The organism is Cedecea sp. AS113, from assembly GCF_037152415.1.
Classification (GTDB): Bacteria; Pseudomonadota; Gammaproteobacteria; order Enterobacterales; family Enterobacteriaceae; genus Cedecea.
Genome location: NZ_JBBCMI010000013.1, coordinates 101,062 through 115,643, shown reverse-complemented (window position 1 = coordinate 115,643; position 14,582 = coordinate 101,062). Strand labels below are relative to the sequence as shown.

Annotated in this window: 13 protein-coding genes; 4 read left to right on the top strand and 9 right to left on the bottom strand. The window is 57.7% G+C overall.

The window, feature by feature from the left end; genetic code table 11:
- Positions 1 to 134: 134 nt before the first annotated feature.
- Positions 135 to 968, bottom strand: a complete 834-nt coding sequence (locus WFN87_RS16145) for a helix-turn-helix domain-containing protein (protein ID WP_336982287.1) — start codon at positions 966 to 968, stop codon at positions 135 to 137.
- A gap of 361 nt (positions 969 to 1,329) precedes the next feature.
- Here WFN87_RS16145 and ybiJ point away from each other — a divergent pair, with 361 nt between their 5' ends.
- Complete coding sequence (gene ybiJ / locus WFN87_RS16140) at positions 1,330 to 1,590, top strand: DUF1471 family protein YbiJ (protein ID WP_008461011.1); 261 nt, start codon at positions 1,330 to 1,332, stop codon at positions 1,588 to 1,590.
- Positions 1,591 to 1,719: 129 nt separating this feature from the next.
- On the opposite strand, the gene ybiB is transcribed toward ybiJ, so the two are convergent.
- The 6 genes from ybiB to WFN87_RS16110 all read right to left on the bottom strand — a co-directional run bounded on the left by ybiB (position 1,720) and on the right by WFN87_RS16110 (position 8,048).
- On the bottom strand, positions 1,720 to 2,682 hold the full coding sequence (ybiB, locus tag WFN87_RS16135) for a DNA-binding protein YbiB (RefSeq protein ID WP_166995427.1): 963 nt from the start codon (positions 2,680 to 2,682) through the stop codon (positions 1,720 to 1,722).
- A gap of 14 nt (positions 2,683 to 2,696) precedes the next feature.
- Positions 2,697 to 4,856, bottom strand: coding sequence for an ATP-dependent DNA helicase DinG (gene dinG / locus WFN87_RS16130; RefSeq protein WP_336982286.1), 2,160 nt, complete (start codon positions 4,854 to 4,856; stop codon positions 2,697 to 2,699).
- A 195-nt stretch (positions 4,857 to 5,051) separates the two neighbouring features.
- Complete coding sequence (locus WFN87_RS16125) at positions 5,052 to 5,450, bottom strand: CesT family type III secretion system chaperone (RefSeq protein WP_008461007.1); 399 nt, start codon at positions 5,448 to 5,450, stop codon at positions 5,052 to 5,054.
- A 2-nt stretch (positions 5,451 to 5,452) separates the two neighbouring features.
- Positions 5,453 to 6,832, bottom strand: a complete 1,380-nt coding sequence (locus WFN87_RS16120; protein WP_336982285.1) for a hypothetical protein — start codon at positions 6,830 to 6,832, stop codon at positions 5,453 to 5,455.
- Between the two features lie 77 nt (positions 6,833 to 6,909).
- Positions 6,910 to 7,545 (bottom strand): XopG/HopH/AvrPtoH family type III secretion system effector, encoded by a 636-nt coding sequence (gene xopG / locus WFN87_RS16115; RefSeq protein ID WP_008461005.1) that lies wholly within the window; start codon positions 7,543 to 7,545, stop codon positions 6,910 to 6,912.
- Positions 7,546 to 7,565: 20 nt separating this feature from the next.
- Positions 7,566 to 8,048, bottom strand: coding sequence for a CesT family type III secretion system chaperone (locus WFN87_RS16110; protein WP_008461004.1), 483 nt, complete (start codon positions 8,046 to 8,048; stop codon positions 7,566 to 7,568).
- A gap of 225 nt (positions 8,049 to 8,273) precedes the next feature.
- Between WFN87_RS16110 and WFN87_RS16105 the strand changes: the two genes are divergently transcribed.
- Entirely contained in the window at positions 8,274 to 8,906 is a 633-nt protein-coding gene (locus tag WFN87_RS16105; RefSeq protein ID WP_008461003.1) for a response regulator, read from the top strand.
- On the opposite strand, the gene WFN87_RS16100 is transcribed toward WFN87_RS16105, so the two are convergent.
- Together WFN87_RS16100 and WFN87_RS16095 are read right to left on the bottom strand one after the other, a co-directional pair.
- Positions 8,884 to 10,371, bottom strand: coding sequence for a histidine kinase (locus WFN87_RS16100; protein ID WP_008461002.1), 1,488 nt, complete (start codon positions 10,369 to 10,371; stop codon positions 8,884 to 8,886). The two genes, WFN87_RS16105 and WFN87_RS16100, sit on opposite strands and share 23 nt — an antisense overlap.
- A 45-nt stretch (positions 10,372 to 10,416) precedes the next feature.
- Positions 10,417 to 11,010 carry an RNA polymerase sigma factor gene (locus WFN87_RS16095; RefSeq protein ID WP_008461001.1) on the bottom strand — a complete coding sequence of 198 codons (594 nt, stop codon included), beginning with the start codon at positions 11,008 to 11,010 and terminating at the stop codon, positions 10,417 to 10,419.
- 262 nt (positions 11,011 to 11,272) lie between these two features.
- On the opposite strand from WFN87_RS16095, the gene sctW reads away from it, so the two are divergent.
- Together sctW and sctV are read left to right on the top strand one after the other, a co-directional pair.
- Positions 11,273 to 12,448, top strand: a complete 1,176-nt coding sequence (sctW, locus tag WFN87_RS16090) for a type III secretion system gatekeeper subunit SctW (RefSeq protein WP_166875588.1) — start codon at positions 11,273 to 11,275, stop codon at positions 12,446 to 12,448.
- A gap of 27 nt (positions 12,449 to 12,475) precedes the next feature.
- Entirely contained in the window at positions 12,476 to 14,572 is a 2,097-nt protein-coding gene (sctV, locus tag WFN87_RS16085) for a type III secretion system export apparatus subunit SctV (protein ID WP_213716011.1), read from the top strand.
- Positions 14,573 to 14,582: the final 10 nt, after the last annotated feature.

Here is a 14,582-nt window from a genome sequence, read left to right as displayed (position 1 = left end):
GAGAAGAAATATCAGGCCTCATGTTAAAAAAACAGGAAAATCAATTTGTTGATTTTCGGCTGATAACCACAAAGAGGGAAAAACCACGCTTTTTCTCTCTTTGTCAGCAACCTAAAGCGCCCCAATGGGGCGCTTTAACGATGGGAATGATGAAGTTTCAGCCACGCCTCGGGCGTCAGGTTTTTCAGCCTGCTGCGGATAATCCTTTTATTGAGCAGATCTTCAAACTCCAGCAGCACCGCCCCCAGCCCCAGCCGCTTATCAAAGCGCTCGCCGTTCAGCAGCGCTTCCAGCGCCTGGTGGTAATTGCCCTGCCCGGCCTTTTCCAGCCAGGCTTCCTGCTCCACAGCCTGTAAAGGCACGCCCAGTTCCCCTGCAAGCTTGTGCGTAAAAGAGCAAGATTTTGTCGTTAAAGAAAGTACGGCGAGCGGCAACCCTTCCCGCAAAAAGCCCACCAGCGGCTCAGCCACCTCTTCACTGCCGCGCTCGCGCAGCGCAACGGCCATATAGCCGGAGGTTCTTTCACTGAACACCAGCAGTTCACCTTGCTTATGGCTAATCGTCTCCGGCAGCGAGAAGGTATCCAGCGTAAAATGGCCCGGCGTCTGGCTGAGCGTTGGCTTAGCCATGCGCGACAGCTGCCAGTTTTGCAGCATACGGCTGACGCTTGCGCGGGAAATCCCCTGCTGAATCAGTAAGCGAGCAGCTTCGAGAAGTTCATCGAGGGAAAGCGCCAGGCGCACGCGCAGGAAGATCAGCATCGATTCCTGCTCGTGACTTAACGCCCGATGAATGGTATTCGGCCGGTGAGATTTGTCGTAACAGTCGTCGCGTTTACGCCAGCGCCGGACGGTATCGACCGAAATGTTCAGCTCCTCCGCCAGCTCGCCGTCCGTTTTCGCGGACTCCTGAATGTACTTTCGCGTACGCGGCGTTGTTGTGGCGTTGGAGTGCAGCTTTATCTCCATCGAACCTCATCCGTCGGGTTAAAAAGGAAAGAGAACAGTATAAAAGCTTCCCTGTCAGCTTACTGCGCAAATCATCAAAGTCAGGCTGAAAAAGAGGCGCAAGCGATTGCACATCAGGTAAGACCAGCGCTGGCAAAAAGAGTAGCAAAATGTGCGCAAACTAAGTGTTTCCAGGGTTAACGTCACGCAACGAAATTATTTACTCCGTAATTATCATTTATTTCAATACGTTATAACTAATTCAATTTTTTTGATTAAGGTCGTCAATTCTCTTCGATTTATTCTTCCACAGAAAAGTGTGACCATAATCACATCGACGGAACAACGTCACCTTAACAGAACAACCTGCGAGAATTTAGCCATGAAAACCATCAAATATGCTGTAGCTGCAATTGCTCTTTCTACTCTGTCTTTCGGTGCTTTCGCTGCCCAATCCGTAAACGAAGCCCAGGCGCAGAACCTGAATAAAATTGGCGTTGTTTCCGCCACTGGCGCAACAACTCTGGATGGCCTGGAAGCAAAACTGGCCGCTAAAGCAGAAGCCGCTGGCGCAAGCTCTTACGCGATTACTTCTGCCAACACCGAAGGCCAAATGAGCGGCACCGCGGTTATCTACAAATAATCCCGCGCTCAAGTAATACCCTCATCAAGGCCGGTACCCTCATCGGCCTTGATAGCACTACCCTTGTTTAACCCTGATGTTACCCTTGTTTGCCCGCGATGCCTGTCGCGGGCTTTTTTTGTTTAGCATTCAGAATACGTCGGCAACCCGCGCCAGGCCGGCCTCAAGCGTTACAGCCTCTCCGGTAGCAACCAGGCAACAGGCCATCTGAATTTTCAGCGACTGCGGGACCGGCTCAACGCCCGCCACGCAGCGCTCAATCCAGCGGGCAGTGACTTCAGGATCTTTGCCTGATGGCAGCACGACGCCTTCGTGTTCGGCTTGCCGTTCGCTCACGATGCGGGTGCCCTGTCCATCAATCAGCGTTATTTGTGGGCAGCGCAGCGGGTTGGCGTACACTTCACCTTCGGTGCCATGCATTAACAGCCCCCGCCCGCCGATATCAGCAAAAAACTTCGCCACTTTCGGCACATATTCCGGGTGAGAAACGCTGGCCAAACGCAGCGCGGCCTCCTCCTCAAACGGCGTGGCCAGCTTCGCCAGCGTGTGCGCGCTGTTACGCACCCCCATGCGCCAGCGCATTGCCAGCTGGTTTTCCATCGGCGGGCAAAGCGCGCCAATCGGCAGATAGACGGGATGATGAGATTCAAGCTTCGCCTGTGCCTGTCCGGCGTGGCGGGTCGGCTCAATGCCCAGCAGCGTAAAGATGGTTTCCGTCAGCACTCGGGTGGGATCTTCACTCACGCCGTGGATCACAACCGGGTAACCCAGTTTGTTGAGCAAAAGCGCCAGCAGCGGCGTGAGGTTAGCCTGCTTGCGGGCGCCGTTATAGGAAGGAATGACAATCGGCATCGGCTTGCCGGGCGGCGGCGTGAGCGTAATGACATGCTGCTTCATCGCCTCATAAAAACCGAGCATCTCCGCTTCGCCTTCGCCCTTAATACGCAGGGCAATCAGCACCCCGCCCAGCTCAAGGTCAGGCACTTCGCCCTTCAGCATGTGGCTATACAGCCCGCGCGCCGTATCAAAATCGAGATCTCTGGCGTGGTTTTTCCCGCGGCCAATTTCTTTAATGATTTTGCGATAGTCCATCCAGACTCTCCTTGCTATTTCTTGCTCACACGTTTGCGCCGTACAGTGTGTTTCGGCGTCGTTATTATCACTTTTGCTTCCGGCGCGTCGGGCTGTTCAATCGGGAACACCGGCAGCGCGGCCAGCAGACGCTCGCCGTAGCGTTTACTCAGCAGGCGGCGGTCGTAAATGACTATCTCACCATAGCAGGCGTGGCTACGAATTAAACGCCCAACTTGTTGAATCAGATTAAAAGAGGCGCTGGGCAAACTCTGCACTTCAAAAGGATAGCGGTTGAGGCTTTTCAGCCACTCTCCTTCGGTGACCACCACCGGGCTGTCTACCGGCGGGAAGGCAATCTTATGGATGTGCACCTGAGTCAGCAGCTCGCCTTTCAGATCCAGCCCTTCGGCAAAAGATTGCAGGCCAATCAACACGCTGGTTTCCCCGGCCTGAACGCGCTGGCGATGCAGCTCCACCAGACGGTAACGGGGCTGATCGCCCTGCACCAGCAGCATCAGCCGCAGATCGGTGACGTGGGTTAAAAACTGCTGCATGGCGCGGCCGCTGGCGAACAGCACCAGCATCGCTTTATGCTCGCCCTGTGCCAGCTGCGCCCGGAAGAAGGCCGCCATCTCGGCAATATGCTGCGCCTCGTGCTCCATCAGCGGCTCAAAGCGCATTTTGGGGATAACGATTTTCCCTTGCTCAATATGATTAAACGGCGAGTCCAGATGGATAAACCGGTCGCCCGCTTTCTCACGCAGGCCGCTCATCTCCTGCAGGCGATCAAAGCGGTTGAGCGAGCGCAGCGTGGCGGAGGTCACAATCACATGCGGCACTTTGCGCCACAGCATTTTTTCCAGCTGATCGCTGACGCGGATCCCCACGCAGTGGAAGAACAGATGCGGCTGCCCCTCGCGGATTTCACGCGTCACCCACTTCGACACCGGCGCGCCGGAGGCCTGCTCCATCGCCGCCAGCTTCCACAGCTTGCTCTGCGCTTCAAAGAAGCCTAGCGCCCGGTTCATTTGCAGCAGCGCCCGGTGCAGGCGCACGATATCGTGGCTGGCGGTTTTTTCGCTCAAATCGTTGAGCAACGCTTCCGACAGGCCGCGCAGCGCCTCCATCAGCTTCGCGAGGCGCTGGCAAATCACCATGATCTCTTCGGGCAGGACGCCCATTTCAAAGCGGTGTTCGCCTTCCCGTTCCCCCGGCAGCCAAAGGCTAACGATCGCGTTAAACGACTGCAGCAGCTCATACACTTCGTCGCAGTGATTGGTCAGACGTTCAGGCACGGTCAGCGGCGGCGGGCTTTTGGGCCGGAACTGCGCCATGCAGGTTTCCACCAGCTTGCTGAACAGGTCGAGCTGCAGGCGGCTGTAGCCCGCCGTTATCTCCGCGCTCATCTCCAGCGCGTCGCGGGCAACGTCCGCCAGATGATGGCCTTCGTCCAGCACCAGCAGCAGATTTTTCGCCTCCGGCAGCACCGCGTCGCTTTCCAGCGCCGCCATCACCAGCGCGTGGTTGGCCACGACCACTTCCGCCTCGTCGATTTCCCGGCGGGCCACAAAGAACGGGCACTCTTTATACCAGTGGCAGTTTCGCCCCAGGCAGCTGGCTTTATCGGTGCTTAGCCGTCGCCAGAGATCGTCGTCAATCGCCTCATCGGTGTGATCCCGCAGCCCGTCCCATTTATAGCCGTCGAGGCTGGCTTTAAGTTTGGCGCAGCGCTGCTGTTCGGCTTTGCTGGTCGGCGACATTTCATCGTCCAGAAACGCCAGCAGATCGCCCTGCGTAAAGTTATCGGTCGCCAGCGCGGCCAGATTGCGCGGGCACACGTAACGCCCGCGGCCAAAGGCGGCGGTAAACTTCAGGTCAGGAATGATTTTGCGCAGCAGCGGCAGATCTTTGCTGTAAATTTGATCCTGCAGCGCCACGTTGGCGGTGCTGACCACCAGCGTTTTTTGATCCCCTCTGGCGATAGCAATGCCGGGGATCAGGTAAGAGAGGGTTTTGCCGACGCCGGTCGGCGCTTCAATAGCCAGATGCCGCCCTTCTTCACCGGCAAGGGTCTTCGCCACCTCGGCGATCATCTGCCGCTGAGGCGCTCGCGGAATAAAATCCGGGATCTGCTGCTGTAACGCCTTATACCAGGCACCTATTTGCGCTTTTTGCGCCGACGACAAAGCCATAACATCACTTCTTTCTCTGGATAATTTAAGTCACAGAACGGCGTCTGTGGCCCGAATTATGACGAGATACTGTATAAACAGCCACTATTGTTTTACTTTTACTCCCCTGACCCTGCCGTTTTTTGCCTCTTCCTGGAGGTTCATTCAGAAAAACGTTTTAACCGCACGAAGGCGGCTAAAACGTGAGGATCGCGGTTAAACCAACCACGCGGCCAGCTTTTCGGCCTGCTGCGCAAAGCGGTTAAACAGCCGCTTGAGCACTTCCGGCTCCAACTGATGGAACGGCAGACTGCTCCACTGCACAACCTGCTGCTGGTCGGGCAGCAGCCCGGTGAGCACCGGGGGATAATCCATCCCCAGCAGATTAGCCTGCAGCAGCACCGTCAGCGTGTCGGTATCGCTCAGCCGGGTGGGCTGAACGGGCAGCATGCAGCTCAGCAGCAGGTGCCCAACCGGCGATTCGCTGATCTCCAGCGTCACGCCCTCGCCAAGCTCAACGGAATAGCCTTCTGCGTTCTCAAGCTCGACTCTTTGCCCCAGCTCATCGGTCAACAGCGGCTGCAAAACTTGCGCTAATTTTGAAGGTGCGGGCATCGTTAGTTACCTATGATTCGCCGGAAAGCGGCAGTGACTGAGTTAGATCGAGGCCGGGTTCGGGCCGGGGCTGGTGCAGTGCCGTAGACATCCGGCGGAATAACCGGCGGCTCACGGTAAACCGGTCGGCTTGCCATCGCGTGCATAGGCGCATGGGCGTGCACCGGCGGCGGGCCATAGCTGTAAACCGGCGCTGCAGCTGGCGGTGGGCCGTAGCTGTAAACCGGTGCAGCCGCTGGCGGCGGGCCGTAGTTGAACGCGGGGGCATGACCCGGCAGCGGAACCGTGCTGTACATCCCTCCAGGCGCGGGAGGCGGTGGGGCATAAATGGGCATCGGGGCCGGACGAATATCGACGGAGTTTGCCCGGCGACGAGGGGCTGCGGGGGGAACCGCATTGGATGCCGTTCTCGGGCGGCGGCCACGGGAAGAAGATTCCGCGGCGAACGATTCCGTGCGCTGACGAGGCCGATCGTTACTGGTGAACGTTGGCGCAGGTGTCCCACGCTGCTGCGCATCTACCGCAGCCTGAGGCCCGATCATTCGGGAACGCATCTGCCCGACGGACAGCGACTGGTCAAAATGTTGCACAACGCCCCGGCTGTCGGTGCCATCGTACTGAATACCCAGGTTGTTGGAGGCGTGCCGCTGCACGTATCCTGGCCCCGCCACCACCGAGTCCCGCAGCTTTTCAGGGCTTAGCTTCGCGAGTTTTGGCGCGGCCTTACGGAACGCTTTATCCACTTCCGCCTGCGTCGCTTTCTCGCCACGCAGCAGCTTCTCGCGAACATCATCGTCCCGGTGGCCAACAGGATACGTATGCAGTACGTGGTAACTGTCGCCGAATTTCGCGTCTTCTATCCGCATGGCTCGGCCAAATTCCGGCCAGGGGTCGGACACCACAGACCGCCCGTTCTCCCGCGGATCGCCGATGATCACAAAAGCGTGGTCGACATCGCGGTTATGCACCACGGAAACCGGCTGTTTGACGCGGGAGTTAGCCAGCAGTAGCGCATTCACCGCCGCCATTTCGCCGCAGTTTCCCGCTCGAAACTTAGAGGCCTCCCAGGCGCGCACGGTGTAGTCCCCGTTGCCCGTTTCCTTCTGCGACAGAAGCGTTCGCTTATAGGATTCGGCCATCGTGGCGCGAACATGGTTCTTTTGGTTACCCGACCCCATGTCCAGAATGCGCCAGGTATCATCTATTGCCTTATTGGCGTAATAGAGCGCGTCAGCCCGGCGCGACGACACGTTCACGGTGCAATCGAAATGCTGAGGGTTATTAGGCTCCAGCGCGAGGCGCATGGAAACCCGTCGGTTTGAGTTACCGCTTATCAGGCCTGGATCGACCCGCAGGCTGGTATCAACGTTGTTTAACGGCATGATATCTCCCCACTTTAGTTGTTGCGTCAACAGGTTATGTGGGGAGAGCGGCGCGGTGGTTCCTGCTGCGGAAGAATTTACCCTGCGGCGTACTGCCCGCGCAGCGGCAGGCCGTGCTCATGGCGAATACCGTTTTCGGACAGCGCTTCCCCCGCATACTTGCCGATGCCCACCGCGCGGGATTCCTCCTGCCCGGCCGGCGAGCCCGTATCGTAGCGGTCGGAAGTCCCTCCGGTGTAGGTCCCTTTCATCATGCGATAACCGTGAACCAGCTCATGGGCAAGCGACACAAAAGCCAGCGAGGGATCGTCCAGCAGGCTTGGGCGGCCGTGGGCATCGATAGCCACGGACTGCCGCGGGTTCCAGTCGACGCTGACGCTGGTCCCCTCGCCTTTTTTGCCGAGCGGCTGTTTTTGCGCTAATTGCGTCGCTTTTTTATTGTGCGCCTTATCGTACTCGCTGCCGGAGAGGTGAAACCGGCGGACCTGAGAGTCGGTCAGCACCGGGCGGGCAACCGTATTCGCCATCGCCGTGACTTTCACCTTAACGTACCGGCCCTGGGTACTGAGGTTACGCAGTTCGCCCACCAGGCTTCGGCCATTGGGCCGACTGAGCAGCTTATGCAAAGCGCTTTCGGCAGCGAGATAGTCTTCCGGGCGGTGATATTCAATGGCGATATGTGGCGCCACATGGCTGGCAGAAATCGTACTCATCTTTTCCCCTTGGTTGGACGTTAACGTCGCAGCATCAGCGCTTCAATCTGGCGGCGCTGAAGCCGATCTTTTTCTGTCTCCGGTGCAGCCTGGCGCTCACGCGGCGCGGCAGGCTGGCACCAGCGGCCAATCACCGACAGCGTCCAGCTCAACCGCTCCAACAAAGGCAGCAGCGTGTCGAGATGCAGTTCGTCCAGGGGTAACGCCGCCCAGACCACCAGCTGCGCACGCTCTTTATCGGCGGCAACGGTGATGGCTGGCTGCTGGTCAATGTTCAGGTTGGCCTGTAACAGCTCGAGAAGCAGCGCCTCGCCGGGATTATCCGGCAGCGCCAGCAGGCCCATCATCGCCAGCGTCAGGTTTTCCGTCAGCTCCAGGAAAACCTGCTGGCCGCCGTCGAGGGTTAACGAGTAGTAGCCCTGGGCGTTGTACACCATGCCAGGCGCATTCAGCTGTTTAAACAGCGGCTGGAGTTTGTGGTAGAGCTGCTCGGCAATCACCATGATTTCACCTGTCGGTCAGGAACATGGGGCGTGAGTGAGCGGCAGGCGAAGTGGGTTCCAGGGGGAACTTGTAACAAGCTGCAACCTTATCGCCCCCGGCAAAGCTAGATTCGCCGCAGCGAGGCTGCTATGTTCATTTAACACGCGTCTTTGCAATTCGTGCGCGATGATTATTCTTATAAAAAAGAACGATTTAATAACTATAAATTATGGATGACAGACGGTATGGCAATCAGACTCCTCCTCGCGGACGATCACATTTTGATGCGCGAGGGCCTGAAACAGATTTTTTCACTGGATAAGAAAATTAAAGTGGTGGCGGAAGCGGGCTGTGGCAAAACGGTGCTGTCGCTGCTGACGGAAATTGACGTCGATGTCCTGCTGCTGGATCTCTCCATGCCCGGCGACTCCGGGCCGGAGCTGGTGCAGCAAATCACCCGCCTGTGGCCGATGCTGCCGGTGCTGGTGCTGAGCATGCACAACGAGCCGCAAATCGCCCAAATGGTCCTCGCCAGCGGCGCCCACGGCTTCATTACTAAAGACCAGGCCCCGCAAACGCTGCTGCACGCCATTCATCGCGTCGCCTCCCGCCAGCGCTACATTGATCCCTCCCTGGCGGAAGCCATCGTCTTTTCAACCCAGGAAAACGACCAGCTTCGCCGCTACGCCACGCTATCCCAGCGTGAGAAGCAGATCCTTCGCCTGCTGAGCAGCGGCGAAAACATCAATGGCATCGCAGAAACCCTAAGCATCAGCAACAAAACGGTCAGCACCCACAAGACCCGGATGATGGAAAAAATGCAGTTCGACAACAACGCCGACATCATCAAGTTTGCTATTCGCTATCATAAACTTTAGCCGGGGCCGGCAGGGCATAAGGGATCTCGATATGCACGCAGCTCCCTTTGCCCGGCGTGCTGTGGATGTTAAACGTCCAGCCTTTCATCATGCAGCGTTCGCGCATACTCAATAACCCAAAGGCCCCGTCGGAGACCTGGCCGGGATCAAATCCCTGCCCGTCATCATTGATACAAATCAGCACGACTTTGCCCTTTGTGAGCACCTTCACCTCCACTTCCCGCGCTTTGGCATGCCGCTGCACATTGGTGAGCGACTCCTGCACCACGCGAAAAATCGCGGTGACCTCATCGTCACACAGCGACACCGGCAGCGGCTGAATCGTCAGCGTACACACGCCGGAACGGTGCTTGTTGAACTGGTCCCGCAGCCAGATAAGCGCGGGTTTCAGCCCCATGTTCAGCACCGCCGGGCGCAGTTGGGTGGCGATATCGCGCACCACTTTGATGGTGCCATCCACCAGCTGCGTCAAAGGTTCAACTTCATGCTGCAGCGCAGGATGATTCTGGCCCAACAGCGAAATCCCCACCCGCAGCGAGGTCAGGTGCTGGCCCAGCTCATCATGGATTTCCCGCGCCATATGCTTGCGCTCGTTTTCGACGCTGCTTTGCAGCTTTTGGGTCATCTGCCGCAGCTGTTCGTGAGTCTGCCGCACCTGCTGTTCGGCAAAATATTGCCGGGAAGCGGGACGAGCGATCACCAGCACGGATTTCAGCGTCTGCTGCTGGGTAAATTCAGGAATAAAACGCGCCTGGTAGATTCTCGACACCCGCAGGTCGGATCGCATGCCGTGCAGCACGGCCTCCAGCTGAATATGCTTACTCAGCACCAGCTGCAGCGACCAGCCGATCTGCTCCATCAGCGTCGAATCGCCGATAAGCGAGTTGATCTTCAGCCCGATGGCCGCCGCGCTCTTGGGCATGCACTGCAGCGCCGTTTCGTTGGCATAGAGCAGCCGCTGTTCACTGTCCACGCGCAGAATCGCATCCGGCATATTGTCCAGAATGTCTCGAAGTTCGTTTTCACGATCGTAGTAAAAACGATGAATATCATTGCGATAGCGGGTATCGCACACCACCATCATCACCCAGTTCTGCCGCTGAAACTCGAAGCGGCTCGGGCAAACCTCGACCGGAATAGCCTGCGTTGCCGCCTGAAACCGGGCGTTAATTTTATCGCCGTAAGGCGAATGTTCTGGCCGATCCAGCTGCTGCTCAACCACCGCCAGCAGCGGCAGGTCGCCATAGCCCCGCAGCCGGGTAAAAATATTTTCACCCACCAGATGCCCGGCCCTTGCCTGGCCGGCACCTTCCGGCAGGCAAAGACTGAGCGCCTTGTGGTTGGCAAAAACAATATTGAAATCCCTGTCAACAATGAAAACCAGCTCGCGCATGCTATTGAAAGCGGCGCTCAGCAATGCCTGAGTATCATTGGGCCGTGGGTGCGGCCCGCCGTCTTGTTTCATAGAGTGTGATTCTTCTCGTTCAGGGAGTAACGAAGCACCGCTCGCTCAGTTCAGGCTGTCCCACCCCAGATCCTGTTTCAAAGACTGTCGGAGACGGGAAAGACGGGAACGCACGGTGCCGATAGGAATAGTCATCCGGTCAGCCGCTTCCTGGTAACTGATATCGTGATCAACGATCAGCTGTAATAATTGCTGATAATCTTCAGGGAGTTGCGCAATGCGCTGCAACACTTTCGACAGGATGTCCTTACCCTCAGTCACCCCTTCCGGCTGCTCCGAATGCAGCAGCGTACCGAGCACATCATCGTTTAACTCATCGTGCAGGTAGCTCACTTTGACGGATTTATAGTGATTTTTCACCAGGTTTACCGCAATCCCGAACATCCAGGTTTCCGGGCGCGACGTGCCGCAAAACTTGTGCTTGTTACGAATCACTTCATACCAGGTGTTCTGCACCAGGTCTTCTATATCGGCAAAATTTGCCACGCGTTTACGAATAAAATTGTACAGCCGCTGTTCGTTGTCGCGCATCACGCGCTCCCAGTTAACCACCGGAAACTCGCCCTGCACAACGTGGGACTCAAAAGCAGCCTGCGCATCCGGGAAAACCTGTGATTCGAAATCAAACATTGCTGACATAGTGAACACCTTTTTATGGAATAGATTCAGGAGTTCGTCCTATAGCAAGCGCCGTGCCAGCGAAAAATATCAAATCAACACATTGATTAATAACAATTAATTTTTATTAATCAGATAAATATGAGCAAAAACACACACAGCCCGAAAACGGGTTTGTGCAACTTTTTACACATCCCCAGCGGCGGAAATTTTTTATTTGTCGGGGAACCGCCCCAGGCCTTAGCCCACACACTGACAGGCGAATCGGGTAAGGCACACCGCAATGAACATGAGAATCCCCCAGCACCACCATCACCACAATCTGCGTCTTGAAACCGAACAGGCGGACGCCCTGGTCGATGAGCTAATCAGCGACACTAATAACGATAAGAGCGCGGCGAGCAGTTCCTCGTCCGCCACTCGTGCAGCGCCCGCGCCGCAGCGGCCCGGGGCCGCTCAGGAGTCGATGGCGTCAACTTTTGCGGAAAGCATCGAACAGAAAATCAAACATGAGGAACAGCGCACGCAGGCCACCCAGCTGCGCCGTATCTCCGTGGCGGCAATCAAGGTCACTCACCTTGTAGAGCTGGGGAAACTGCTAGAAAGCCCGTCGGGGAAAGAGCAGGCCGAGCAGGAATCGGCTTTTGAACGAATGTTGTCAGGTGGCGACGGAAAAACCCCGACGCTGGATGATTTGCTCGAACAGGCCAATCACGACCCGGCTTCTGCATTTGTCACCCTCAGCCTGATGGCGATGCGCCTGCGCAACGGCAGCAACCCGGCGCTGGCGGCACGCGTCGAGCAAATGCTTGCCGACCTGCAGCAGCAGCACCCGGAAAAAATTAACGCCGGGGTGAATACCGCCCCGGCAATTGCCGCCTTCAGCAGCGATCCGGCGCAGAAGCGCGAAATGCGCAAGCTCTATTACAGCGGCGTGATCAACCAGCAGTCTGCCGACAACATCATGGACGTGCTGCTGGACAAGTTTGGCGTCGATGGCTTCGTGCCCGCATTACGTACGCTGCAGCGCGCGCTTTCCGATGACATCGCCGCCCTGGCCCCATCCGCCCCGCCGACGGCCCTGCGCCGCCTGCTTTCCGGGCTGAACGACACCCGCGCCATTACGCACACGCTGTCGGAAGTCGCCCAGTTCCTCGACCGCCTGAAGAGCAAATATTCCCACGTCACGATGGGGGCCGATGTCATGACGCGCTCCTTGCTCAGCATGTGCCGCAACGGCTTCTATTCCCGCGACCTGACCCAGCTTGGGCTGCAGGTGGTGGGCGAAAAACCTCTGCAGCAGTCTCTCTTTTTCAACGGGCTGCTGACGCTGCTCCAGGCGCTGCCGGAGAAAATTTGGGGCGGGAACGATGAAACCCGCAGCAACGCCCTGCTTCTGCTCCGCACCCTCAACGGCGAATACGCCGCGTGGGAAAAACGCAGCCAGCTGGCGCAGTAAACGGACTTTATCAGGATTGAATAGCCCATGAACGCTTTGTTTAACCTTCTTAACCGGCTGGCAATAACCGCCATGCAACGCTCCGAGGTCGTCGGGGCTTTCATCGCGCTGGCGGTGGTGTTCATGCTGATCATCCCGCTGCCGCTGGGGCTGATTGACGTCCTGATTGCGGTCAACATCAGCGTGTCATGCCTGCTTATCATGACGGCGATGTACCTGCCCAAACCGCTGGCGTTCACCACCTTCCCGGCGGTACTGCTGCTGACCACCATGTTCCGCCTCGGGCTGTCTATCTCCACCACGCGCCAGATCCTGTTGCAGCAAAACGCCGGGCATATCGTCACCGCCTTCGGCAACTTTGTGGTCGGCGGCAACCTGGCGGTGGGGCTGGTGGTGTTCCTGATCCTGACGGTGGTGAACTTCCTGGTGATCACCAAAGGCTCAGAGCGTATTGCCGAAGTGGCCGCCCGCTTTACCCTCGATGCCATGCCGGGCAAGCAGATGTCTATCGACAGCGACCTGCGCGCCGGGCTGATTAACGTCCAGCAGGCCAAAAGCAAACGTGAAGATCTGGCGAAAGAGAGCCAGCTTTTCGGGGCAATGGACGGCGCCATGAAGTTCGTGAAAGGCGATGCCATTGCCGGGATTGTGATCCTCAGCATCAACATGGTGGGCGGCTTCTGTATTGGTGTGCTGCAGCTGGGCATGGCCGCAGGCGACGCCGCCAATGTCTACTCCATTCTGACCATCGGCGACGGCCTGATTGACCAGATCCCGGCGATGCTTATCTCCCTGACCGCCGGGATGATGATCACCCGCGTGTCGGCCAACGAAGACATTCCCAACAACAACATTGGCCGCGAAATCAGCGACCAGCTAACCAACCAGCCTAAGGCGTGGATTATGTCCGCCATCGGCATGTTCTGCTTCAGCCTGCTGCCGGGCATGCCCACGGCGGTGTTTATCGTGCTCGGGATAATCACCCTGGGCTCGGGGCTGTTTCAGCTGTGGCGCGCCAAACGCGCGGCGGCCACCACCACCGGCGGCGAAATTGTCGCCCCGGAAGCCAACGGCGAAGAAGACATTCGTACCTTCAACCCCAGCCGTCTGTTTGTCCTCAGCTTCTCGTCGGCTCGCGCCGGTGACCCGGCGGCCATGGCGCTTATCGAAGACATTCGCCGCCTGCGTAACCGCATTGTGAACCAGTACGGCTTCACGCTGCCGGTCTTCAACATCGACTTCTCGCCGTACCAGCCTGACGATGAATTTCGTTTTCTGGTGTACGAAGTGCCTAAAGTGATTGGCACCTTCAGCTCAAGCAAGCGGGCGCTGGACTACCGCCTGCTGGCCCAGGAAGAAACCGGGACAGAACTCAGCACGGAAACCTATCCGCAGGAAAAAGGCTGGGCGTGGCTGGAAGAAAACGATCCTCTGCTGGATAAATTCCAGATGGAGTCCTGGAGTTCGCACCAGCTGCTGCTGGCCCGCATGGAAGAAGCGCTCTTTGCCAGCGGCCCGCGCTTTATCGGCCTGCAGGAGACCCGCGCCATTATCTCGTGGCTGGAGATGGACCTGCCGGAGCTGGCGCAGGAATTCCAGCGCATCTTCCCGATCACCCGTCTGAGCGCGGTGCTGCAGCGCCTGGTGGCCGAACGAATTTCGCTGCGTTCGGTGCGCAGCATTACCGAATCGCTGATTGTGCACGGCCAGCACGAGCGCGATGTGGGCCTGCTGGTCGACCAGGTTCGCATCGACATCAAAGAACACATTTGCCACCAGTACAGCCACGACGGCGGGATACAGGTTTGGCTGCTGACGCCGGAAACCGAAGAGATCCTGCGCGACAGCCTGCGCCAGACGCAGAACGAAACCTTCTTCGCCCTCAGCCAGGACAAACACGCCCTGCTGCTGGACCAGCTCCGGGAAGTGTTCCCCCTGTTCCAGCGGCAAACCAGCGTGCTGCTGTCCGCCCAGGATTTACGTAGCCCGCTGCGCCTGCTTATCCAGGACGAATTCCATCACGTCCCGGTGCTGTCCTTCGCCGAGCTGCAATTTAACCTGCCGGTCAACGTGCTGGGGCGCATTGATATTCACGAAAACGCGCTTGACGCCTTCACTGCATAAAGGGTGCTGC